Genomic DNA, 22,861 nt, shown 5'->3' with positions numbered 1-22,861 from the left:
TGCCAATCAGCCTTCGTGCTGATTGGCTTTTGTTTGTCATTTTGCCCCCGCTGGGGGTCCAGGGAGAGGTTGACCAAGATTGGCGGATGCGCAACAGCCAACAGCACCAGTGCATTACGCAGTACTGGTGAACACCCATGCCGGCAACGGCAACGCCGGGAAAGTGTGGCCCACGATTTTGAAAATGCTCGAAGCCGCCGGGGTCTCTTTCCACGTTTATGAATCGCAGTACCCCGGCCATACGACCATCTGGGCCCGTTCTTTGACCCGCACCGAACAACCCACCGCTGACCGGCAAATGGTGCTCTTAGTTCTGGGCGGTGACGGTACACTGCATCAAACAGTCAATGGGGTCCAATCCGCGGTCCGGGATAACCCGCACTTGACGCCGCTGCCCATTGCTTACGTCCCATCCGGCTCGGGCAATGATTTTGCCCGAGCCGTGGGCCTGCCCCAAGATCCGGAAAAGGCCCTGCGCGAAGTGCTGGCCGTCACCCGGGCCCGGCCGTTGGACATCGGTCATTACGTAGATCACCGCCAACAGCGCCAGGAGTACTTCACCAACAACGTGGGCATTGGTTTTGACGGTCGGGTCGTATCGACGACCAACGATTCCCGGGTCAAACGGGCGCTGAACCTGATCCATCTGGGCGGTTTGGCCTACCCGGTACATTTCTTCGGCGCTCTCTTCAAACAACGCCCCTTCGCCGTCCGAATTACTACCGACACTGGTACTCAACGCTTCACCAAGGCCTGTCTGGTCACGACCACCAATCATCCCTTCTTCGGCGGCGGCGTGCCCGTTGCCCCCACCGCCTCCATGCGGGACGGCAAGCTGGACTTGGTGGTCCTGGAACGCACAAGCGCCCTCCAATTTCTTGGCCTGTTTGCCTTGATGGTCTTGTTCCATAACCACCTCAACCGCAAACGCGCCCACCACTTCGTCACCAAACGATTAGACCTCACCTTTGGCGAACCCGAATACGGCCAAGAAGACGGCGAAATTATGGGCCAGCAAATCTACGACTTTTCCTTCGACGTCTGCCAGCAACCCTTCTGGCTCCCGTTGGACAACTATGATCAACTATGAAAAAATCGTCTCCAGAGAAAATTCTGGGGACGATTTTTTAGATTGAGAAATAGTTTGAAGTATAACGGTGGTAGTGCCAATGCTCCGCAAGCAGAGATGTTGTTTTGTCCCGACGCTACATCAGAAGTAGTCCGAAAAATAAGGCGTCTGCTGCGGAATAACCTGCTCCAACTGCTTAATAGCCGCCTTTGACGCCGTCAACCGTTCAATCTGCGCTAAGTAAGACGGCCGTTTGTAACTCATCAGCATCGTGGTCAGCGTCTGCACATCGCAGGTCACGCTTTCCCCCACCGGCCGCCGAGTCACATGCACCCGACCATCCTTTTCCCAATAAATACCAAAGACCCCGTTGTTCCAATCCGCCAACGGATCACTGATATTAAAATGGAGCGGCGTCGTCCCCGGCTCAAAAGGAAACTGCTTCAAGAATTGCTCAACGTCCACAATGCGCCCCATGAAGTAAGGCTTGATCGTCTCCTTGATATCACCATCATCCAGTAAGAACGCCAGCGGCTCATCCTTATAGATATTGCCCCGCACATGGGTGATCATCGAAAAATGGGCGCCAATGAAATTCCATAACCCCATCCGCGCTTCCTGATTCAGGTAAATCATTTCTTTCACGTGGAAAACTTCATCGGCAATCCAATACATCACATAGCCGGTAGGCCGCTCCTGAGCATCATAATAAATACCCACGAAGCGTTCTTCTTCGTTCTCCCAACGCCAGTATTCGTCCCAATTCAGCTGATTACGGATCATTGCTCCGTGCGTCTGATGGGCAAAACGGTCATAGGTCTTGAACACATCGGGATCATCAATGTCGCCCCGTTCCACGTGGCCGGGCACCACTTCTTGTTTGGGCAATTGGGTGTCGCGGACGTCAAAAGTCAGATGATCAGAGATGATCTCCCAGCCCTTTTCGCGATAAAACGGAATGGAATACGGGTAAAGAAAAGAGATCCACTGCTCGTGCGCCCGCATATGGTTCAGTCCCACTTTGATCAGATCATGCATCAACCCGTGTCCAGAATATTCCGGGTAGGTACCCACTCCGGTCAACCCGGCCATGGCGTACAATACCCCGTGAATATTCACGGTACAGGGGTAAATGGCCATGGAACTTACCAGCTCTTTGTCCTTAAACCAGCCGATCACATCAGATTCCTTGATTACGGGCAATTTAGCCCGGACGATTTCCCCCGATTCATAACCGCTGTCCACCAGCTCCTGGTCGGTGACTTGAAACACATACCGTAAAAGATCATTATACTGATCCACTTCGTGTACTGTGACGGGGCGTATCTCCAGTTGATTGCGTATCTCGTCCATGAGTTATCCTTCCTTATCTTCTGTTGCGTTAAGAAAATCCTGGGGCGTAATGCCCGTCATGCCAATCATCGGATCGATACGATGCTGCAGGATCATCTGATACGTCAAAGGCGGCTCTGGCAATTCGGCCGCAACTGCTTCATTAACGTCCGGCGCTGACTGAGCAGCCCGCTGAGCAGGTACCGTCTTGAACTGCGTTTGCAGCCGCTGGGGCAGCGTGGTCGCTCGACGCGCCCCTGGCCGGTGAATTGCTTGGGTCACCGCTGATTCCTCCCCGACCATGATCAGCAGCTTTTCAGCCCGGGTGATGGCGGTATACAGCAGATTGCGTTCCAGCATCCGACCATATTCATGGACCACCGGCAAAATGACCAGCGGGAACTCGCTCCCCTGGGCCTTATGGATGGTCGTGCAATAAGCTCGCGTGATACTGTTAAAGTCCCCCCGCCCATACGTGACCTCCGTTTCATCGAAGGCCACGGTCAGCCGGTCCCGGTGATCGGTATCCTGCTTGGCCGGCGTCAGCGCGGTGACCCGGCCGATTTCGCCGTTAAAGACGTTATGCTCCGGATCGTTCACCAATTGCAGTACCTTATCGCCAATACGGTAATGGGTAGTACCCACTACGATCTCCTTGGGATTATCCGGGGCAGCCGGATTCAAAACTTCTTGGAGTACATCATTCAAATGAGTGACCCCAGCCGGGCCGCGGTACATGGGCGCCAAGACCTGGATGTCCAGCGGACTGAACCCCTTATCCCGGGCGCGGGCCACAACTTGGCCGACCACTGCCGGCACTTGGTCGGCAGAAACAGCAAAAAAACTGCGGTCAGCCTGATTATTGAACAGGTCCGGCGGGATAATACCGTCATTGATGGCATGAGCCATTTGGACGATCGATGAGCCGGCCGCTTGACGGTGGATCTTAGTCAAGTAGGACGCCGGCAAACTCCCGCTGGCGAGCAGATCCGCAAAGACCTGGCCAGGGCCCACGGAGGGCAGCTGATCCTTATCCCCCACCAGTACCAATTGCGTGCCGGGGGTGATGGCGCGAATCAGTTGACGAAACAAGAACATGTCAACCATCGACATTTCGTCAATGATCACGAGTTGGGCACTGATTGGGCCAGGTTCCTTGAATAATTCGCCGGGATCACGCCCGGTCAAGCCCAGCAACCGGTGAATGGTGCCCGCCGGCAATCCGGTCAGCTCGCTCATCCGCTTTGCCGCACGCCCAGTGGGGGCAGCGAGTTGAATGGGAAACGGGGTGTCCGTGTAATCCCCCGAGTCCAGGGAAACGTCATGCAGATCCGCATAGGCATCAATCAACCCCCGGATGACCGTTGTTTTACCCGTGCCCGGACCGCCAGTCAAGAGAAAGACCGGTCGGGTCAGCGCAGTGGTTAGGGCTTCAACTTGACTCTCATCGTATGTCACCTGTAATTTCTTGGCCACTGTCGTGACTGCCGCATGGACCTTTTTCTGCGACCAGTCCGCGTCAATGTCGGCCTCGTGGAGCTTTTTCAAGCCGCTGGCAATTTGCCATTCGGCTTCATAATATGTCGCTAAATACAGGCGGCCGTCTTCACTGATGACTGTTCTTTCCCGCACCATATCCTTCAACACGTCGCTCAGCACTGCCATGGGGGGCGTTGGATGCAAGACCCCTTGGGCCAGCACATTCACTGCGGTGTGCAGCAGTACCGGGGCCTGGGTGTAAATCGCCCCTTCGTCATTGTTGAGGCGATTGAACGCTGCCGAAATGGCGCTGCGCAGTCGTCGCGGATCGGTCGCCAGCACCTGCAGTGATTGGGCAATTTCGTCCGCTCGGCGGAAACCAACACCAGTGACATCGGTCACCAAACGGTAAGGATCTTCCTCCAACTTGGTGAGGGTTTCCTCTTGATAGCGCTGGTAGATCATACTGGCCAAGTTGCTGGGGATCCCCCAAGTATTCAGTTGAAGCATCACCCGCTCCATCCCGTAGGTTTGCTTCAGCGTCGCGACGAATCCGTCCTGCACTTTCTGGGTGAGCCCCACCCCGGCCAAACTGCGGGGATCTTTGATGATCTTCGTAATGGCATCCAAACCCAAGCGGTCCACGATCCGCTCCGCGGTTTTGGGACCGATCCCTTTAAACTGCTTATCTGAAAGATAGGCAATCAAGCCGCTCTTAGACGTTGGGGTTTCCTGTTCGTAGCGGTCTGCCGCGAACTGCCGGCCATATTTAGGATGATTCACTAAATGACCGATGCAAGTCAATGTATCGTCTTCTTTGACCGTACCGAACGTTCCGGTGACCACGATCTCGCTTTCTGTCCAAGGCACCGAGATATGATCCACATGCAGCAGCATGATCTTGAAGAAATTCGTGGGGTTTTGGAAGAAAATACTCATCACCTGCCCGGTGACTTCAGCTTCTTCCCCTTTATTGCGGGTCGCTGCCATGATCGGCCGCCCCCTTCTGACGCTGCATCAACCGGCCAATATCACTGAATAGGGTCAGCTGATGCTGGAAACGCGCCGGATCGATCTTTTCCGCCTGGGCCAACACTGCCTGGGCTTCATCCACCTGGCCCTGCCCCAGCAAGGCGACGCCCAAATCAAAATGCGGCTTGAATCCCTTGGGCGCCAGACTGGCGGCCTGTTGCAATGCAGGCACCGCCAAGGTCCAATTCTCCAGCGCACTGAGAATATCCCCATAGAGCAGCTGATATTGCGCATCGGCCCCATTGTGATCCACTGCCGTCAAAGCAAAGGCCAATGCTCGGGGATATTGCTGCTGTTTGTAATAAATTTGGCCAGTCGTATAAGCCTTGTCGGCCGCCAAGACCGGATCGGTGACCTGGGCCAGCAATTTCTGAGCAATCGAATACTGACCCTGAGCCGTCGCCACCACGGCTAAATTGTATTGCAGCAAATCATCATCTGGGAACAGCCCCAGAGCCTTGGTCAGCAGCGTGCTAGCCTGATCCAGATCGTTTTGGGTCACTAACAGGTGGGCCAGCTCGATCATTGCCTTTTTATCCCGCGGATCACGGTCAATTTGGGCCACCAGCGTATGCACCCGCGCTGCAATGCGGTCCTTGGCAGTGGGTGCCGGTACAGAATCCTCGGCCACAAAATCGCGCTCCTTTCGCAACACCTAAATCGTATCGGTCTTCGTTAACTTCTTATGCAGATAATCAGTTTCGTTCCATTTCACTAACTGGAACGTTTTTCCTTGATCCTTGGTCGAGATGATCGTGGTCGATGTATTCGTCAAACCACCCTGCTTGCGAATATCCGCCAACGGCGTACCGAGCAAAGATTGAATTAAAGCAGTCAGCGCCGCGCCGTGGCTGACAAACAGCACCCGGGCTTGACCAGTACGGTCCCGCTTGACCGCTTTGGCGACAACGCCGCGCATCCGGTCGATCACCTCTGGGAATGTCTCCCCCTGAATGGGGCGCGGGTCGTACTTGGCCGGGGCCGTGCGAAAGGCGGCGATTTGACTAGGATACAGCCGCTGCACATCTGGGAAACGCATGCCTTCCATCTTACCCAGATTAAACTCCCGCAAACCGTCGTCGACGTAAATCGGGAAGGTCTGGGCCAACTGTTCTTGCAGAAAAATAGCGGTCATCTTCGCCCGGGGCAGCGGGCTGGTATACAGCGCTTGATAACGATGCGCCGCTAAAAATTTGGCTAATTGTTCAATATCGGCGTAACTCTCCGGCAACAGCGGCGAATCCCCATGACCGCCCTGGTAGCGCCCTTCCAAGTTCCACTTAGTTTTTCCGTGACGAATAAAATATAGTTCTGTCATTGACCAACAATACTCCTTCTCGTGAGTTGCTTTGCTTCCCATTATAACAGACATCCTGCCCAGGAAAACGAACAATCCCGCCGGCGGCAAGGATTCTGCCGGCGGCGGGACATTTTAACTCAAACTAGACGTACTGCAGCTCTTTTGTGTTGGCATAAGCGTGATCAATAGTCGCGCCGCCCAAGCACTCGGCGCCATCGTATAAGACGACTGCCTGCCCCGGCGTGATTGCCCGGACCGGCTCGTCGAAGTCCACGACCATGCCGCCGTCATCCTGTAAATGGACGGTGACACTGACATCCGGCTGGCGGTAACGGAACTTCGCCGTGCAGCGGAAGTCATTGCCGCGGGTATTGGGGGCGATAAAGGTCGTCCCCGTCGCGGTCAGGGATGTGGCGTACAGATGCGGGTTATGGAAGCCCTGATCAACATACAGCACATTCTTGGTTAAGTCCTTACCAACGACAAACCAAGGCTCATTGGAAGTGCCGTTGCCGCCCAGGCCTAAGCCGGAACGCTGGCCGATGGTGTAATACATCAAGCCAGTGTGCTCACCTAATACAGTGCCGTCCGGCGTCTCCATCTTACCTGGCTGGGCGGGCAGAAATTCGCTGAGGAAGTGGCGGAAATTCCGCTCGCCAATGAAGCAGATTCCGGTGGAATCCTTCTTGTGGGCTGTCGCTAAACCAGCCTCTTCAGCGATCCGCCGGACCTCCGGCTTCTCCAGATCACCGATGGGGAAAATGGCCTTGGCCAGCTGCTGCTGACTGATCTGGGACAGGAAGTAGGTCTGATCCTTATTTCCGTCCGCCCCCCGCAGCATATGGGCGGTACCATCTGCATCGACGGTCTTCTGCGCATAGTGGCCCATGGCAATATAATCCGCGTCCAGCTCCTCGGCATACTCCAAGAAGGCCTTGAATTTGATCTCCTTGTTGCACATCACGTCGGGGTTCGGCGTGCGGCCGGCCTTGTATTCCGTTAAGAAATATTGGAATACCCGATCCCAATATTCCTTCTCAAAGTTCACGGAATAATAGGGAATACCGATCTTAGCGGCCACCTTGGCCACATCTTCATAATCCTGGGTGGCGGTACAGACGCCATCGTCATCGCTGTCGTCCCAGTTCTTCATGAAGACACCCACGACGTCATACCCCTGCTGCTTCAATAACAAAGCACTGACAGAGGAATCAACCCCGCCGGACATCCCCACGACGATCCGGGTCTGTGCGTTTGGTTTTGTCATTCGTTCACCATCTTTTCTAGAAATACGTTACATTTCCACGATTTGAAGGTCGCAAAACGTTACGCTTGGTTACTGCTCAACGGCGGCTAAAATGTCCCGTTGAATCAAATTATCAATAATAAAGTGATACTGTTCCACCGCACCTTGGGTTTCCTGCTTTTGGAAAATGTTCACGGAACGCAGGCCCGAGACATCGGTGACGGTCATTTGCAGACCGGAAAAATCTTTAGCGATCGTAATTTTTAAGCGGAATGACGGGGAATAGGGTCCCTCCGTGCTCAAGGAACGATCAAATTGAAAGTTCCCGTTGCGGGTTTCTTGGAAGCCCACATCCATTAATGCATACCGTTTAATTTCTTTTGCCAGTTTATAGCTGACGGAATCGCCAGTGACTTTTGCAATTGGTTTAATTGCCATGATCAAACACGCCTTTCTCCATCGTTTATCCCTTTAAGGATACCATGGAATACCATCGGCGTGTTAGCGGCACCAAGCTTACCGGGCCGGGACAGCCTTAGCTTGGGTGCGTTGGGCGATCTTGGCTAAGGCGGCCGCAAAGGCCTCAATTTGAGTTGTCGTATTCACACTGCCAAAGCTGATTCGCACTGACTCGCGGATCCGAGGGCTGTCCGCACCGAACATAGCGGTCAGCACGTGGGACGGTTCCAAGCTGCCAGCGGTACACGCCGAACCCCCGGATACCGCGAAACCGGCCAAGTCCAGGTTGACCAGCAGGGCATCCGTTGGCACGCCAGGCAGCCACAGGTTCAACACGTGCTGCAGCTCGGTGGGGGCCAGGGAACCATTCACCGCATACTGCACGTCCGCCGCCTGCAGCGCAGCAATGATGATTTGCTTGAAGTGAGCAAACGATTTTTGTCGGGCAGCCTTCACGGCTGGCGTCAACGCCTTGACCGCGGTGGCAAATCCGACCACCCCAGGGACGTTCTCCGTCCCGGCACGGCGCTTGCGTTCCTGATCGCCGCCCTTGATCAGCGGCCGAAAGTGTACGTTATCCGATTCATAGAGAAACCCCATGAATTTTGGCCCATTGATCTTATGCGCCGACGTGGATAACAAGTCGATATGATCGGCGGCCACATCAATATCAGTCAAACCGTAAGCCTGCACCGCATCTGTATGGAACCACGCCTGATGATCCTTCAACAAGTCACCGATTTCATGAATCGGTTGGCGGCTGCCTACCTCGTTGTTGCCTGCCATGATCGAGACCAGGATGGTATCGTCCCGCAGCGCATTGGCCACGTCAGCAACAGCCACATGCCCGGTCTCGTCCACGGGCAAATAGGTCACATCAAAGCCCAAAGTCTCCAAATACTGCATCGACTCCAGTACCGCCTTGTGCTCAATTTGATCGGTGATAATGTGCTTGCCCAAATTTTGCCGAGCCAGCGCCGTCTCCACGATAGCCGTATTGTCGCTCTCACTGCCGCCGCTGGTAATCACGATCTGCCCCGGCTGGGCATTGATCGAATCGGCCAGAACGATTCGGGCGTTCTCCAACGCCTGTTTAGCATGGCGGCCAAAGGCATGGGTGGAGCTAGCATTGCCCCAAGTATCCTGTTCTGCTTGGGCAATGGCCTGAATCACAGCCGGCGATGGCGGGGTCGTGCCCGCATTATCCAAATAAATTGGTTGCGTCATTTCAAAACTCCTTTCATTAGAGATAAAAATATCGTTAGCAAAAGTTGCTAACGAAAAATAAGTGTATCACGCGTTCGGTAAAAAGAAAACCGTCAAACCAGTTATACGCCTTGCTGTTCTAAGAAACGCAGGAAAGTGCTGGCCGATTGCCGCCCAGCGGCGACGATAAATTCATCGAAACTGGTGTCGGCCTCTTCGTTACCATTATCGCTCATCGCCCGAATCACCACAAACGGAGTCTGAAATTCGTGTGCTGTCTGGGCCACAGCGGCACCTTCCATTTCCACAGCCAAGGCTGCCGGATACATCGCCTTGATCCGCTTGATTTGGGCCTGGGAGGCGATGAATTGATCACCGCTGACGATCAAACCCGTGTGCACCGTATGACCTTCCGCTTGTGCGGCCTGCGCAAAAGCAGCAGAATAATGGGCGTCGCTGGTAAAAATCTGGGGCATTTGCGGCAATTGCCCCGGCAAATAACCCGCTGGCGTCAAGTCCACATCATGGTAAGCCACCCCGGTGGAAATCACCACATCCCCCACCGCCAAGCCATCGCCGATACCGCCGGCTGAGCCCGTGTTGACGACCAAGTCCGGCTGAAAGTGCGCCAGCAGCAATGCCGCGTTGATACTCGCCTGGACTTTGCCGATACCGCTTTCGATCAGCACTACTGCGGTACCGTGGATCGTACCCGTATCGAAGGTACTCGTGCCGATCGTTTCTTGCTGGGCATTATCTAAATGCTCCCGCAAGGTTCGAATCTCTTCTTCCATGGCGCATAAAACACCAATTTTCATAAAAAAAGCTCCATTCTTTTCAAATTAATTAGTCAACAAACCACAATACCAGAAAAACCGCAATTAGGGCCAGGACTAAGGCCAAAATGGTCCAATTCAGCCGCCGCTTCAACCGCTGGCTGTGGGCTTCGGCCAGGTCCCCAGTCAGTGCCCGGGCTTCCTGGCGCTGCTTTTTTGCATACGCTTTTTCCACTGCGATACGTTTGGCGTCCCGGGCCTTGAACGCATCCCGCGGTCCAGGGGCCCCCTGGGGCTGGCTCGGCTTTTTCTTACCCCACATCAGGCGTCATCCTTCCTGTAGCGGCCTGCAGCGCCCACCAATAAATTGCCGTGATCGTTTTGGCATCCACGATCCGACCATCAGCCACGGCTGCTTGGGCATCAGCTAAGCTCAGCCAAGCGACTTGCAGAAACTCATCTGCATCCAGCGGCCGTTTATCGACCACTGGGGCAATATGCGGGCCGAAATACAAATGGAGTTTCTCCATTGAATAACCCACACTGGAATAAAATGTCGTGATCGGTTCTAGCGGCGTCGTCGGTGCATAACCAATCTCCTCATTCAATTCCCGCCGAGCCGCCTCATCCGGATCATTTTCCCCCGGATCCAGCTTTCCCGCCGGAATCTCCACTGACAACCGCTGCAGCGGCTCCCGCCACTGCGTCACAAATGCGCCCTGACCAGCGTCGTTCAAAACCAGCATGGCCACTGCCCCATGGTGATGGATAATCTCCCGCTCCGCCACCGCCCCATTCGGCAACCGTACCTGCTCCACATGCAGTGATAAAATACGACCGTCATAAATGGTTTTATCCGATATTTTTGTTTCCTTAAATTTAGCGATTTCATCATCTGAAAACATGAATCAGCCTGCTTTCTTGCTATAATAGATAGAAATGTACCCGATTTCATTGAAAGGTAAGTTGCGAGGCATTTTTCGTTTCCAAGCGTACCGAGTGCCAAGTGCGGAGCTTGCGGAGCACTTGGCACGGCGTACAGAGAACCTTTCTCCCAACCATGCTGTTCCATTCTATCGTGGATCGCCCAAACAGACAATGGACCAAGACGGAGGCCAAAATCCTTCTTTAGCCTGACCCCGCCCCCATTACTTCTATGCTAGACTGACTTTGATGAATCAGATAGGAGGCTTTGTCAATGAGCCACAAAAAACGCAGCTGGGGCTGGCTCAGCATCGTGCTGCTCATCCTCGCTGGCAGCACCCTCATCGCCGGCACAGGTCGCATGTGTGCCGGCATCCCTCATCACCCGATGTTCGGAATAGGAGTGATCATGTTAATTATGGCTTTCTTATTTAGAAAAAAACGCCGGCCGCCGGAACCCACCAGCGGTCAAATTCCGCCACTTTCCAACCGCATGCAGGCCCACTATCGCAAATTAGGAATGCAGGATGAAGATATTACTTTCTTCCGGGCCCAAATGGCTGAGGCGCGGGAAAAGATCGACCACTTGCAAGCCAATGTGGAAAAAAGTCCTAAGTTGAAGGCCGTGGATTTAAATTATGGCATGGTCCGCGTCTCCCAGGCAATGTTCCAAGCCATTGTGGATGACCCTATGCATTTAGCCAATGCCGGTGATTTTCTTTATCGCCATCTGCCCAGTTTGGTTAATTTAACGGATAAATATATTGAAATTTCGCACCATGAGGTGAAGACTAAGGATACGTGGACGGTACTCGCCAAAAGTATCGAAGTGATCACTCAGCTCAGTCAAACCATTCAGGCCGATTACACCGCTTTCGTGCATTCTGACCTGACCGATATGGACGCTGAGATGACCACTGCTGAGCGAGCGATCCACGAAAAAGACAGTCAGCCTCAGGATAACGACCAGGCAGCGGCTGATGGGAAGGATGATCACGCGTGACAGATGAGCCAAAGAAGCAAGATAAAACCGCATCACCCGCAACGGATGATATGTTGGAGGGGCTGCTCGCCGATCCCTTCAGTCAGCAAATGCAGGCCCCTGCCGCAACCGGCGGCGCAGACGAAAAAGACGCCGCGGTCGCCTTGATCGACAAATTACCAGAACAGGAACAAGCCAAAGCCCACGAATTGGCCAATCAGATTGATATTCATAATCAGGAGGCCGTCATGAATTACGGTGCTGCGGCGCAAAAGCAGCTGGGCCAATTTTCTCAGAGTATGCTGAATCAAATTCAAAGCAAGGACACCGGCGCGATTGGCGATGCCCTGACGGATCTGATGTACCGCTTGAAAGAGGCCAATCCAGACGATCTGCGGGCCGAGGACAATAACGTCTTCCGCCGGTTGTTCGGTAAGATCAAACAATCGATTTATGAAACAACAGCGAAGTACCAAAAAATCGGGGCCCAAATCGACGGCATTGCTGGCAAGTTAGGCAGTGAAAAGAACGGTCTGCTCGCCGATAACCGGGTATTGGAAGAATTGTATCAAAAGAACAAAACGTATTTTGATGCCCTGAATATTTACATTGCCGCCGGTCAGTTGAAGATCAAAGAATTAAACGACACAATCATCCCGGAAATGCAAAAAAAGGCGGAAGACGGCGGCGACCAAATGCTGTTGCAAGAAGTCAATGACATGAACCAGTTCAAAGTCCGACTGGAAAAGCGGACCTATGACTTGCAGCTCGCCCGCCAAATCACGTTGCAGCAGGCGCCTCAGATCCGGCTGATTCAAAATACGAATCAGGCGCTAGCCGAGAAAATCCAAGCATCAGTCAACACGGCAATTCCCTTGTGGAAAAACCAAGTGGCCATCGCCCTCACCCTTCTGCGCCAGCAAAACGCTGTCACCGCTCAACGGCAAGTCTCGCAAACCACCAATGATTTGTTGAAGAAGAATAGTGAGATGCTGAAGATGTCGTCTATCGAAACGGCCAAGGAGAACGAACGCGGCGTGGTCGATATCGAAACACTGCAAAAGACGCAGAACGATTTGGTCGAAACCCTCAATCAAACTCTCCAGATCCAGCAAGAGGGCCGCGAAAAGCGCAAAAATGCCGAACGCGAACTCGACACCATGGAACAAGACCTCAAGAACCAGCTCCTCAACTACACCCACGGCCACCAATCCGACAACACCCACGGCACCAACCGCCGCGAAGTCTAACCCCCAGCCGCCAGTACACAAAAGGCTCCCGAATCCAAATTAGGATTCAGGAGCCCTTTATTTATCTTGTTTTCATGTGGTGAAACGCATCTCCCAGTGTACCGAGTGCCAAGTGCGTAGCAAGCGCCGTCACCACGTTCCAGCCCATTTTGCCGCAGCTTGCGGAGCACTTGGCACGGCAGGCAAAGCCCAGTTAAACCGTCGGCGCGGCCTTTTCATCATCCGTCATCACCGACACCTCTGCCGCCTGGGGACCATTCTTCCCCTCCACAACGACGAACTGCACCTTCTGCCCCGTATGCAATGTCTTGTACCCCGCATCCACGATCCCCGTGAAATGCACAAAGACATCACCCTCCGTGGGCGACGTGATGAAACCAAACCCGTGGTGCTCATCAAAACTCTTAACGACGCCATACAACATCGTATTCCCTACTTTCTCTTATGCCTCTAAACCAGTCTGCTCAGTTTCCGGAAAAGCAGCTGCGACGATCTTTGCGCACCGCCCGCACAATTCCGGATAGTGCGCATCAACGCCGATATCTTCCCGTGTCATCCGGCAACGCGGGCAAACTTCGCCCGGCGCGTGGGTGACCACAATAGCCGCATTCTCGTACGTATCCGCTTCATCCGGCTTAGCAGCATCCGGAGCCGCAATCGTCAACTTAGAAACGATCAGCAGCTGCCGGACATTCGTGTTCAAGTCAGTCAGCAGTTTAGCCAGATGCGCATCCGGATAAACTGTCACCGCCGCTTCAAAGGACTTGCCGATGACCTTGTTATTCCGGGCCTCTTCCAAAGATTTCAAGACATTAGTCCGGAACTGCATAAATTCATGCCATTGGGCCAAGGTATTCTCGCTATCGGGATACTGCTGCACCACCGGCATATCGGCTAACGCCGCATAGTCGGTGTCTTCCTTTAAGAAAGTCCAGATTTCTTCCATGGTGTACGGCAGAATCGGGGTCAATAAGCGGGTCAGCGCATTCAAGGCGGCATACATCACCGTTTGCATCGCCCGCCGCTTCGGATCGTTCGCTGCTTCAATATAAACGACATCCTTGGCAAAGTCCAAGTAGAAGGCGGATAAATCGTTGGTCAAGAAGGCATTAACGGTCTTGAACACTTTAGCGAAATCATAGGCTTTGTAGGCATCCAGGGATGTCTGCACGACTTGATTCAACCGCAGCATCAGATATTGATCCACGGTCCCCAATTCGCCAAAAGGCAACGTGTCGTGTTTGGGATCGAAGTCCGTCGTGTTGGCCAGCATGAAGCGCATCGTGTTCCGAATCTTTCGGTAGCTCTCAGCCGTCTGCTGGAGAATACCCATGGATACTGGCACGTCAGCACTGGCATCCACTGAAGCAACCCAGAGCCGAATAATGTCAGCCCCCATCTTATTGGCCACATCCGTGGGTGAAATGCCGTTACCGGCCGACTTGCTCATCTTGTGGCCCTTGTCATCCATAACGAATCCCTGGGACACCAGTTGGCGATAGGGCGCATGACCAGTCACCGCCACGCCAATAATGATACTGGCGTTGAACCAGCCTCGATATTGATCAGAACCTTCCAGATACAGATCCGCTGGGAAGGATAATTCCGGTCGCTGATTCAGCACCGCTTGGCTGGACGAACCAGAATCGAACCAGACATCCATGATGTCCTTTTCCTTGGTAAATTTGCCATTGGGCGAGCCGGCGTATGTGAAACCGGCCGGCAGCAAGTCCTTTGCCTCGCGCTGGAACCAGATATTAGAACCGTACTGGCCGAAGAGATCTGCCACATGCTTGATGGTTTCCGGAGTGATGATTGGATCGCCGTTTTCGGCGTAGAAAATCGGCAGCGGCACGCCCCAAGCCCGTTGCCGGGAAATGACCCAGTCGCCCCGGTCTTTGATCATGTTATACAACCGAGTCTTGCCCCAATCCGGCAAATAAGTGATCTTGTCGATTTCATCGAGAATCTGTTGCCGAATCGGATCAATGGAGGCAAACCACTGGGTGGTCGCCCGGAAGATGACCGGCTTCTTCGTCCGCCAGTCATGGGGATAGCTATGGGTGAAGAAGCTAAGCTTCAACAGACTGCCATTGGCCTTCATCTTGTCGGTAATGACCTTGTTGGCATCATCGTAGAACATCCCTTCAAAGCCGGGGGCTTCCTTTGTGTACCGACCCTGAGCGTCCACTGGCGATAGGATCGGCAGGTGATATTTCATGCCGACGTTGAAGTCGTCGGTACCATGACCCGGAGCAGTATGGACCAGTCCGGTCCCTTCATCCAGCGTGACGTGGTTGCCCAGAATCAGCAAGGACGTCCGATCGTAGAACGGATGCTTAGCCGTCATATATTCCAGCTGGGAGCCCTTAAAGGTCTTCAGGATCGAAACATCTTGCCACCCCAATTGTTCCTTCACAAAGTCCAAGCGGCCAGCGGCGACAACATACTTTTTGCCGTCTGCATCAACTTGGACATAATCAAACCGAGGATTGGCGGCAATCGCTTCGTTTGCCGGAATCGTCCAAGGGGTAGTAGTCCAAATGATGAAACGGGTATCCTTGTCCAACAAGCCCTTGCCGTCAACGACATTAAAGGCCACAAAAATCGACGGTGATTTCACGTCGTGATACTCTACTTCAGCTTCCGCCAGCGTGGATTCAGAAGAGGGAGACCAGAAGACCGGCTTCTTGCCCTTATAAATCAACCCTTTGGCAAACATCTCGCCAAAAACCCGAATTTCTTCAGCTTCATAGGCGGGATGCAAGGTAACGTAGGGATGATCCCAGTCGCCCAACACGCCCAAGCGTTTGAAGCCAGTGCGCTGCAGTTCAATTTGGCTCTTAGCAAACTTGGCACAGAGCTCCCGGTAGGCAGCCAGATCCATGGTCTTCCGGTCGACGCCCTGCTTCGTCAATTGCTGCTCGATCGGCAAACCATGGGTATCCCAACCGGGTACATAGGGTGAGCGTTTCCCGTTCATTGCGTTGAAACGAACGATAATGTCCTTACTGATTTTGTTCAGGGCGTGTCCCATGTGGATCTCGCCGTTGGCGAAGGGGGGGCCGTCATGGAGAATAAAGGTTGGCTTGCCTTCGTTTTTCTTTTGGATCTGCTCATACAGATGGTTGTCTTCCCATCCCTTTTCCCATTCTTTTTCCCGCACGGGTAAATTGCCGCGCATGGGGAACTTGGTCTTGCCCAAATTCAATGTATCTTTGATCCGCATACTGTCGCGTCCTTTCTGAAATAAAAAAAAGACCTTACGTCTAGGACGAAGATCTCGTGGTACCACCTATGATTCGGGAGGTCACCCTCCCCTCAAGTTGATGGATAATGGCATCGCCCGATATCGGTGACTGATCGCATGCGGGGCAGAGCCGGTTGACCTTCCACCAATCGTCAACTCGCTGTGCGGATGCCCCTTGCATGTGCTGGTTCACATCATTTATCACAAAAACTATTTACTTTGGCCGCCGATGGGTGATCTCGCCACCATCTGGAAATTCGATAACCGGCCCGTTATAGGTGCCGTCAGCGGTGAAATAATCCGGATCCATGGCCTGATTGTCGGCGTCTGGCTGCGCGGCTTGCGGGTCCGCGCTGCCTTTTGGGGCGGCATTCGCCGCCGGCTCTGATTGGTCTGGATCACCACTGGATGCTGCCGGGGCAGCACTGTCCGGCGCGGCTGACGCATCAGCAGTGGGCGCTGGCATCGGTTGCGGGGTCGCCGGAATCGGGCCCGCGCCATATTGGTTGTCGCCGCCGCTGGGTGTTCCATAATCCGGTGCGCCGGATTGACTCTCATCGAAGTTTAAACTACTCAGTTGGGGATTGTCAACCGTGTGCGGCGCATTGCCGGGTAATGCTTGGGGGGCCGGTGCCCCATTATCATCCGCTAAAAGATCATGCCACTCCGGGCTCTTGACGATTTCTAATTGGGATTCGAGCATCACTTGCAACCGTTGCCGGAATATGCGCGTCTGCTTCTTCAGTTCGCCCGTCTCTTGGGTGATCTGGCGCGCTTTTTCAGATGCTTCTTGGAGAATATGATTGGCCTTGTCCGTGGAGTCGTCAACCATGTTCCGGGCCTGCTTTTCTGCTTCGCTTTGAATAATATTTGCCTCGCGCTGGGCGTTGCTCTTCACCCGATCTGCCGCATCTTGGGCGACAATGATCGACTGGTTCAAAGCGTCTTTCAAGTCCGTGAAGTATTGGACCTTTTCATTCGCATCTTGCAGCTCTTTTTCCAGGTCCGCATTCCGTTTCAACACATCTTGATAATCGCTGATGACTTGATCCAAAAACGCGTTGACTTCATCAGTATCATATCCCCGCAGTTTTTTGCCAAACTTCTTGTTATGAATGTCCAACGGTGTTAGTGCCACAGTGATCCCCTCTTCATTTCCATTTATTTCCGCAATACGTTAACCGCCAACTTGATGCGGCCTTTCTTGGTCTGACCGGCCAGATCCGTGATTTGGATGCGGCCAAACCCGCGGACCGACACCACGTCCATCAAGCCGACTGTAAAGTCAGGTTTGGCAAACGTTTCCCAGTTCAGCTTGACCTTGTCACCCTCGATCAGTCCTTTGGCCCGTTGCCGAGACATGTGGTACACCTCACTGATCAAGGTATCCAGCCGCAAAGACGACACCGTGGCCGACTCTGGCGCCCAGGCATCCTTGGGTGTAATCAGCGCAGTGTAGTCTGCCGGTTCCAACTGGACGTTGATCTTCCCTACCTTGGTGATTTCGTTTTGCACATAATCCGCCAAACTGGCTTCCGTGAAGAATTGCCAGTTAACGCCGTCAGTCATAATGTCGCCGAAAGCGTCCCGCTTCAAGCCAGAATTCACTAATGTCCCCAGAATCTGGGAATGACGCAGGGTAGCAAACTTTTGTGGATATTTAATATTAAACAATTGAACAGCAAAGTCGTCCTGCTCCGGGGTGAAATATTCCGGCGCAATGATCCCCCGCCGCCGTTCCGCAGCGCCATAACCGCCGTTGAAGAAATAGTGGACAATCCCGTGTTTGCCCACGATATCTTCGACAATGAACTGCTGGCGCGGATCCAGAAAATCGGTCAATATCGGCCGGTATTCCATATTGGCCCGCTCCATCCACTCGGATACATTATCGATGAATGGGGCCTCTTCCTTGCGGAAATGCTGATAAACAGTCGCATCCATGATTTTTCTTTACACTCCTCGCGTGCTTAGTAACCCACTACTAATCGTACGATCCACATATAGATAATATTCAATCCGCGGCCGAACAAAACCAGGCCGAGCAAAGCAAACAATGGCGCCATTGAGATCCCGAAGATGGGCGGAATGAACCGGTTGAAAAAGTTCAAGTACGGTTCCACGACCCGGGCAATCAGATTACCCACGCGGGTATTGAACACACTGGGAATCCAAGTGAGCAGCGCATAGATAATGATCAAGGCAGAATACGCATCGATGGCATACCCTGCGAATTGGAACACGATACCAAGAACATTGAGGAACTGAGCCACGGGCGTCACCTGCTTTCTTTACTGTTAATTATAGTCACTATCAAAATCGGTGTCAGTCCCGGCCACCAGGGAAGCAATATCGCCATCGACCTGGAAGCGCGGCGGGGTGACCAGAAAGATCTTATCGCCGACCCGTTTGATCTCGCCGTGAATGGCGAAGGCAACACCAGTCAAGAAATCGACGATGCGGGCAGCAGAGGGTGCATCCACTGAATCGAAATTCACGATTACCGCCCGATTGTTGAGCAAGTGATTGCCAATTGTCTTGGTATCCGAATAAACTCGCGGTGCAAAGAGCACGATCCGGCTGGCAGTCTGCGGCTTAGCACTCAGGGCAATGACATTGCGATCATCACTCCCCGCCGCTGGCGGCGTTGTCCGCTCAGCTGTCTGATCGACGGGGTCATCAGTCTCCTCGTCATCTTCCGAGACACCGAAAAAACGATTCAATTTATCAAAAGCCATGGGGAAAACCTCCTTTCAGGAAAGCAGTACCGCTGCCATTACTGACGGTTGCGGCGTTTGAAGAACGGCGGCGTGTTGTCATCATCGTCATCGGTATTATTCACATTATTTTCCGGTTGATGAAAAATATCGAAGGCCGGCTTGTCGTCGTTCGTGTTCCGGTTAGCTCGCCGGTTCGTATGATTCAGCAGATTCCAATCGGACAAGGGATCTTCCTTCTCATTGACCCGATCAGTGTCATTGGCCGCGGCGGGGGCTGCCGAATCATTTTGCGCGGGCTGTTGCGGTGCGGCGGATGCGTGCTGGGTGTCCGCGGCCGGCGTTTGCGGCCCATGAGCCGCCCGGCTGGCGCGATTGCCGCCCCGCCCCATTTGGGCATCCTCTGCCTTTTCTTTGGCCTGCAATTCCTTATCGTCAATTCCCGTAGCAATGACGGTGACCACGACTTCATCGCCCAAATTCTCGTTGATGGACGTCCCGAAGATGATGTTCACATCACTCGTTGCGGCGTCGGAGACGATGCTGGACGCATCTTGCGCTTCAAACAAGGACAGATCAGGGCCGCCAGTGATGTTCAGCAGTACCTGCTTGGCGCCATCAATGGACACTTCCAATAACGGTGAGGAAATGGCTGCTTTGGTGGCTTCCACAGTCCGGTTTTCGCCGGTGGCTGATCCGATCCCCATCAACGCGGACCCCTGATTCTCCATCACGGTCTTCACATCCGCAAAATCCAAGTTCACATACCCGGGTGACGTGATCAGATCCGAGATCCCCTGGACCCCTTGACGCAAGACGTTGTCCGCATCCCGGAAGGCTTCCAGCAGCGGCGTCTTCTTATCCACTGTTTCCAACAGACGATTATTGGAAATAATCACCAGAGTATCGACACTGGCTTTCAAATTAGCAATCCCTTCAGCGGCATTTCGTCCGCGTTTAGGACCTTCGAAGGTGAAGGGCCGAGTGACCACCCCCACGGTCAGCGCACCGGAATCTTTAGCAATTTTCGCCACAATCGGCGCTGCTCCGGTACCGGTACCGCCGCCCATACCAGCCGTGACAAAGACCATATCCGACCCCTTCAGGGCATCGGCTAAGACTTCTTCACTCTCGGCCGCGGCCTTTTGACCAATCTCCGGATTGGAACCGGCGCCCAAGCCGCGGGTCAGCTTCGGTCCGAGTTGAATCTTGGTTTCTGCCTTAGCGGCACTCAAAGCCTGAGTGTCCGTATTGGCGACAATAAATTCAACCCCTTGCACGCCCTCATCGATCATGCGGTTCACTGCGTTACCGCCGCCACCGCCGACGCCAATGACTTTAATCTTGGCGCTGGGGACTTCAGTATTTTCCATCTTGTAATCCATACGTGTTCCTCCTAATTATCTCGGCGATTAATCGAAAAAGTTGGTGAAGAGGTTTTTGAGCCGCTGACTCGTTTTCTTCTTCTTTTTCTTCGGTTCTGCAGGGGTATGAGCCGCCGGTTGACTCTGGGTTCGGGCCGGCTGGCTGGACGCCGCTGGGCGCTCTGTCGGTACCGGCCGGGATGGTGCCACGGTGGCCGGTCGACTGGGACTGCTCACCGGCCGGGCGTTGGCCGTGACAGGATCCACCACCTGTCGAATCAGCGTATCAATCTCCCCCAAGTGCGCAATATACGAAACAATGCTCAAACCCTGCGCGAAAGACGGATGCCTCAGGCCCATTTGATCTGGGATATACCGCTTCACTGGACGTTGATAAACCTTTTGCACCAGCTCGGTGACCCCGGGTAAAGCAGATACCCCGCCGGTGACGACAATGCCGCCAGGCAGGTTGAACGCGTGGACCTGGCTGAGACCCGTACCCAAACGTGCCAGAATTTGTTCCACTCGGGCTTGGATGATCTCGGCGAGATAGTCTTCGCCCACCATCTGGGGGTTGGTCTGACCAACGATGGCTACTGGAAATTGGTCGTCGCCGGTGACAAGTTCCGCGTCCGCGTTGCCGTATTCCCGTTTTAACCGCTCCGCGTTGGCCAAGGTCGTGTTCAATACGACGGAGATATCCTTCGTAATATAATCGCCGCCCTCGGGGTCTACGTGGGAGAATTTCAATTTATGATCATGAATAACGGCCGCCGTACTTTGACCGCCGCCCAGATCCAGAATGATCGTGCCAAAATCGGCTTCACCATCATCCAAAATCAATTGACCCAAGGCCATGGGATTAATAACCAAGCCAGCCAGCTGCAGCCCGGCTTGGGCCACTGACTTGCGGGTATTGTGGATCACTGTCTTGGCCGCGGTAAACAGAATACCGTGGAACTCTAACCGCGTCCCAACCATCCCGCGGGGATCCTTGATGCCATCGAACCCGTCAACAATGAACTCTGATGGTAATACATCCACGATCTCCCGTTCTGGCGGAAGATTCCGAATCAGTGCTGAATTGACCACTTGGGCAACGTCTTGGGCCGTGATTTCACGGGATGGTTCCCCTACCGCAAAGATGCCGTCGCATTTCTCAATATTCAGCATGTTGGCCGGAATCCCTGCATAAACGGCATTGATCGGGACATTGGCCTTCTTCTCGGCGTGGGCAACAGCACTCTTGATGGAGGCGGCCGCCTTATCGATGTCGACGATCACGCCCCGGGATAATCCTTGAGACCGCTCACTCCCCACACCGATCACGTTCAATTGATTCTGAATCGATTCCGCCACAATTACCTTGATTGACGTGGTACCAATATCGAGTCCAACGATCACTTTGGACTTGTCCATGAATTGTGGCCTCCTTATTCTCCTTGTTATTTGCGATTCATTGACTGTGTGTTGAAAGCGGCTTAACGCCCGCTGGACAGAACACACTTACTATATGAAATTCTAACACACCGCGCTGGCGGTAAGAAACCAATACCACTGATATTACGGATTCTTCGTGTCTTTTTCACTGCCCTTGGGGACGGCATAGGCCCCGACCTCCAGATCAACGATGCCGGCACCCTTCAATTGGGCCTTCATCGCCGGATAGTACGCCATCTTTTCCTTCAATGTGTTCAGATCGGCAATGACCTTGTTTTGATCATTCATGTACAGCATCACCCGATTCGGATTGGCCTTATCGCCGATGTCGTGAATCTCAGAAATATCGCCCTGCACGTGGGTGGCCAACGACGCATAAACTTTGACCGCCAATTTGATGTGCTGATTGCTGGTAAAATCAGCATACACCGGGTAATTCCCCACCGGCTTGCTTTGCCCGGCCGTGAGGACCACACCAGTGCTGAGAATCGGATAATAAATCCCGTTCTTGACCGTGTAACCCACCACCGGATGCTCCTTGACCCGCAGGACGATATCATTGATCCCGACACGATCAATGGCCGCGCTGCGCAGCAGGGGCATCCGCTTCAGTAAGCGGCCAGTATAGTCTTGCCGGTGCAGGAACAGATGAACCAGCCCGGCACCGCTGCGAATGCCGCTTTCATCAATGACGGCTTGATCCGCCGCAATGTTGGTCCCGGTGACTGAAATCTCCCGAACCCGGCTGAACGGCGTGAGGAAGTATCCGGCACTAGCCCCCACCGTCAACAGCACGGCCAGCACGATGAGGGTGTTTTTTACCAACCGGCTGAGCCGAGTCCGCTTGAGTTTCGGCAAGGTGGTCGATACATGCAACGGTTTGCGTTCCTGCCGCTGTGCTGTTTTTTGTGCTTTGACCTGCTCTTTGTGCAGATATTCTTCCCAAGGCTTGATCGTTTGCTGCGGATCAACCTGGGCGGGCTTTTTATCTCGGTGCGGCCTCATTGTGCTTACCCCCTTCCGCCGTGGTGGGCT

General features: G+C 53.7%; 21 protein-coding genes and 1 pseudogene. 3 read left to right on the top strand and 19 right to left on the bottom strand.

Annotation, left to right across the window (positions count from 1 at the left end):
- Positions 1-79 precede the first annotated feature (79 nt).
- Complete coding sequence (locus H627_RS0100575) at positions 80-1,090, top strand: diacylglycerol/lipid kinase family protein (protein WP_051225045.1); 1,011 nt, start codon at positions 80-82, stop codon at positions 1,088-1,090.
- 120 nt (positions 1,091-1,210) lie between these two features.
- Here the strand turns inward: H627_RS0100575 and H627_RS0100570 are convergent, their stop codons facing one another.
- From H627_RS0100570 to H627_RS0100525, 10 genes are all read right to left on the bottom strand, one after another.
- A complete protein-coding gene (locus H627_RS0100570) occupies positions 1,211-2,422 on the bottom strand; it encodes a GNAT family N-acetyltransferase (protein WP_027827336.1) in 1,212 nt (403 codons plus the stop codon).
- A 3-nt stretch (positions 2,423-2,425) separates the two neighbouring features.
- The gene (gene recD2 / locus H627_RS0100565; protein ID WP_051225044.1) at positions 2,426-4,870 is read right to left on the bottom strand and encodes an SF1B family DNA helicase RecD2; all 2,445 of its coding nucleotides are present in this window, start codon (positions 4,868-4,870) and stop codon (positions 2,426-2,428) included.
- The gene (locus H627_RS18945; protein WP_051225043.1) at positions 4,851-5,543 is read right to left on the bottom strand and encodes a tetratricopeptide repeat protein; all 693 of its coding nucleotides are present in this window, start codon (positions 5,541-5,543) and stop codon (positions 4,851-4,853) included. The genes recD2 and H627_RS18945 overlap by 20 nt, the downstream gene beginning before the upstream one ends.
- 24 nt (positions 5,544-5,567) lie before the next feature.
- Positions 5,568-6,230, bottom strand: a complete 663-nt coding sequence (locus tag H627_RS0100555; protein WP_027827334.1) for a histidine phosphatase family protein — start codon at positions 6,228-6,230, stop codon at positions 5,568-5,570.
- 124 nt (positions 6,231-6,354) lie between these two features.
- The gene (gene mnmA, locus H627_RS0100550; protein ID WP_027827333.1) at positions 6,355-7,479 is read right to left on the bottom strand and encodes a tRNA 2-thiouridine(34) synthase MnmA; all 1,125 of its coding nucleotides are present in this window, start codon (positions 7,477-7,479) and stop codon (positions 6,355-6,357) included.
- A 69-nt stretch (positions 7,480-7,548) separates the two neighbouring features.
- A complete protein-coding gene (locus H627_RS0100545) occupies positions 7,549-7,896 on the bottom strand; it encodes a DUF1831 domain-containing protein (protein ID WP_027827332.1) in 348 nt (115 codons plus the stop codon).
- Positions 7,897-7,974: 78 nt separating this feature from the next.
- Entirely contained in the window at positions 7,975-9,144 is a 1,170-nt protein-coding gene (locus tag H627_RS0100540) for a cysteine desulfurase family protein (protein ID WP_027827331.1), read from the bottom strand.
- Between the two features lie 101 nt (positions 9,145-9,245).
- Positions 9,246-9,941 carry a 5'-methylthioadenosine/adenosylhomocysteine nucleosidase gene (locus H627_RS0100535; RefSeq protein WP_027827330.1) on the bottom strand — a complete coding sequence of 232 codons (696 nt, stop codon included), beginning with the start codon at positions 9,939-9,941 and terminating at the stop codon, positions 9,246-9,248.
- 28 nt (positions 9,942-9,969) lie between these two features.
- Complete coding sequence (locus H627_RS16355) at positions 9,970-10,221, bottom strand: hypothetical protein (RefSeq protein ID WP_051225042.1); 252 nt, start codon at positions 10,219-10,221, stop codon at positions 9,970-9,972.
- Complete coding sequence (locus tag H627_RS0100525; protein ID WP_027827329.1) at positions 10,211-10,804, bottom strand: NUDIX domain-containing protein; 594 nt, start codon at positions 10,802-10,804, stop codon at positions 10,211-10,213. The genes H627_RS16355 and H627_RS0100525 overlap by 11 nt, the downstream gene beginning before the upstream one ends.
- Positions 10,805-11,097: 293 nt before the next feature.
- Here H627_RS0100525 and H627_RS16350 point away from each other — a divergent pair, with 293 nt between their 5' ends.
- On the top strand, positions 11,098-11,826 hold the full coding sequence (locus H627_RS16350) for a 5-bromo-4-chloroindolyl phosphate hydrolysis family protein (protein WP_051225041.1): 729 nt from the start codon (positions 11,098-11,100) through the stop codon (positions 11,824-11,826).
- Positions 11,823-13,055: a toxic anion resistance protein gene (locus tag H627_RS16345; RefSeq protein WP_371859362.1), complete on the top strand. Its 1,233-nt coding sequence runs from the start codon at positions 11,823-11,825 to the stop codon at positions 13,053-13,055. The genes H627_RS16350 and H627_RS16345 overlap by 4 nt, the downstream gene beginning before the upstream one ends.
- 193 nt (positions 13,056-13,248) lie before the next feature.
- Here the strand turns inward: H627_RS16345 and H627_RS0100510 are convergent, their stop codons facing one another.
- The 9 genes and pseudogenes from H627_RS0100510 to H627_RS0100470 form a co-directional block, all read right to left on the bottom strand.
- The gene (locus tag H627_RS0100510; RefSeq protein ID WP_027827328.1) at positions 13,249-13,479 is read right to left on the bottom strand and encodes a cold-shock protein; all 231 of its coding nucleotides are present in this window, start codon (positions 13,477-13,479) and stop codon (positions 13,249-13,251) included.
- 18 nt (positions 13,480-13,497) lie between these two features.
- Positions 13,498-16,284 carry an isoleucine--tRNA ligase gene (gene ileS / locus H627_RS0100505; RefSeq protein ID WP_027827327.1) on the bottom strand — a complete coding sequence of 929 codons (2,787 nt, stop codon included), beginning with the start codon at positions 16,282-16,284 and terminating at the stop codon, positions 13,498-13,500.
- Positions 16,285-16,954: 670 nt separating this feature from the next.
- Positions 16,955-17,443 (bottom strand): annotated as a pseudogene (locus H627_RS20995) (DivIVA domain-containing protein); the annotation flags it as partial.
- A 23-nt stretch (positions 17,444-17,466) separates the two neighbouring features.
- The gene (locus tag H627_RS0100495) at positions 17,467-18,249 is read right to left on the bottom strand and encodes a YlmH family RNA-binding protein (protein ID WP_027827326.1); all 783 of its coding nucleotides are present in this window, start codon (positions 18,247-18,249) and stop codon (positions 17,467-17,469) included.
- A gap of 26 nt (positions 18,250-18,275) precedes the next feature.
- Positions 18,276-18,578: a YggT family protein gene (locus tag H627_RS0100490; RefSeq protein ID WP_051225039.1), complete on the bottom strand. Its 303-nt coding sequence runs from the start codon at positions 18,576-18,578 to the stop codon at positions 18,276-18,278.
- Between the two features lie 24 nt (positions 18,579-18,602).
- Positions 18,603-19,043, bottom strand: coding sequence for a cell division protein SepF (locus H627_RS16335; protein ID WP_051225038.1), 441 nt, complete (start codon positions 19,041-19,043; stop codon positions 18,603-18,605).
- Between the two features lie 38 nt (positions 19,044-19,081).
- Entirely contained in the window at positions 19,082-20,407 is a 1,326-nt protein-coding gene (ftsZ, locus tag H627_RS0100480) for a cell division protein FtsZ (protein WP_027827324.1), read from the bottom strand.
- 27 nt (positions 20,408-20,434) lie between these two features.
- Entirely contained in the window at positions 20,435-21,805 is a 1,371-nt protein-coding gene (gene ftsA / locus H627_RS0100475) for a cell division protein FtsA (protein WP_027827323.1), read from the bottom strand.
- A gap of 144 nt (positions 21,806-21,949) precedes the next feature.
- Positions 21,950-22,831 (bottom strand): cell division protein FtsQ/DivIB, encoded by an 882-nt coding sequence (locus tag H627_RS0100470; RefSeq protein ID WP_027827322.1) that lies wholly within the window; start codon positions 22,829-22,831, stop codon positions 21,950-21,952.
- Between the last annotated feature and the right edge of the window lie 30 nt (positions 22,832-22,861).

This window comes from Schleiferilactobacillus harbinensis DSM 16991, assembly GCF_000425885.1.
In the GTDB taxonomy this organism is placed as follows: Bacteria; Bacillota; Bacilli; order Lactobacillales; family Lactobacillaceae; genus Schleiferilactobacillus; species Schleiferilactobacillus harbinensis.
The sequence above is the reverse complement of the archived record's forward strand: the minus strand, read 5'-3'. Positions and strand labels throughout refer to the sequence as shown.

Coding starts and splice junctions, on each gene's coding strand:
- recD2 (WP_051225044.1), bottom strand. CDS start 4,870: ATGGCAGCGACCCGCAATAAAGGGGAAGAAGCTGAAGTCACCGGGCAG.
- ftsZ (WP_027827324.1), bottom strand. CDS start 20,407: ATGGATTACAAGATGGAAAATACTGAAGTCCCCAGCGCCAAGATTAAA.
- H627_RS0100535 (WP_027827330.1), bottom strand. CDS start 9,941: ATGAAAATTGGTGTTTTATGCGCCATGGAAGAAGAGATTCGAACCTTG.
- H627_RS16335 (WP_051225038.1), bottom strand. CDS start 19,043: ATGGCTTTTGATAAATTGAATCGTTTTTTCGGTGTCTCGGAAGATGAC.
- H627_RS16350 (WP_051225041.1), top strand. CDS start 11,098: ATGAGCCACAAAAAACGCAGCTGGGGCTGGCTCAGCATCGTGCTGCTC.
- H627_RS0100525 (WP_027827329.1), bottom strand. CDS start 10,804: ATGTTTTCAGATGATGAAATCGCTAAATTTAAGGAAACAAAAATATCG.
- H627_RS0100495 (WP_027827326.1), bottom strand. CDS start 18,249: ATGGATGCGACTGTTTATCAGCATTTCCGCAAGGAAGAGGCCCCATTC.
- H627_RS0100540 (WP_027827331.1), bottom strand. CDS start 9,144: ATGACGCAACCAATTTATTTGGATAATGCGGGCACGACCCCGCCATCG.
- ftsA (WP_027827323.1), bottom strand. CDS start 21,805: ATGGACAAGTCCAAAGTGATCGTTGGACTCGATATTGGTACCACGTCA.
- H627_RS0100555 (WP_027827334.1), bottom strand. CDS start 6,230: ATGACAGAACTATATTTTATTCGTCACGGAAAAACTAAGTGGAACTTG.
- H627_RS0100470 (WP_027827322.1), bottom strand. CDS start 22,831: ATGAGGCCGCACCGAGATAAAAAGCCCGCCCAGGTTGATCCGCAGCAA.
- ileS (WP_027827327.1), bottom strand. CDS start 16,284: ATGCGGATCAAAGATACATTGAATTTGGGCAAGACCAAGTTCCCCATG.
- H627_RS0100545 (WP_027827332.1), bottom strand. CDS start 7,896: ATGGCAATTAAACCAATTGCAAAAGTCACTGGCGATTCCGTCAGCTAT.
- H627_RS0100570 (WP_027827336.1), bottom strand. CDS start 2,422: ATGGACGAGATACGCAATCAACTGGAGATACGCCCCGTCACAGTACAC.
- H627_RS16355 (WP_051225042.1), bottom strand. CDS start 10,221: ATGTGGGGTAAGAAAAAGCCGAGCCAGCCCCAGGGGGCCCCTGGACCG.
- mnmA (WP_027827333.1), bottom strand. CDS start 7,479: ATGACAAAACCAAACGCACAGACCCGGATCGTCGTGGGGATGTCCGGC.
- H627_RS0100510 (WP_027827328.1), bottom strand. CDS start 13,479: ATGTTGTATGGCGTCGTTAAGAGTTTTGATGAGCACCACGGGTTTGGT.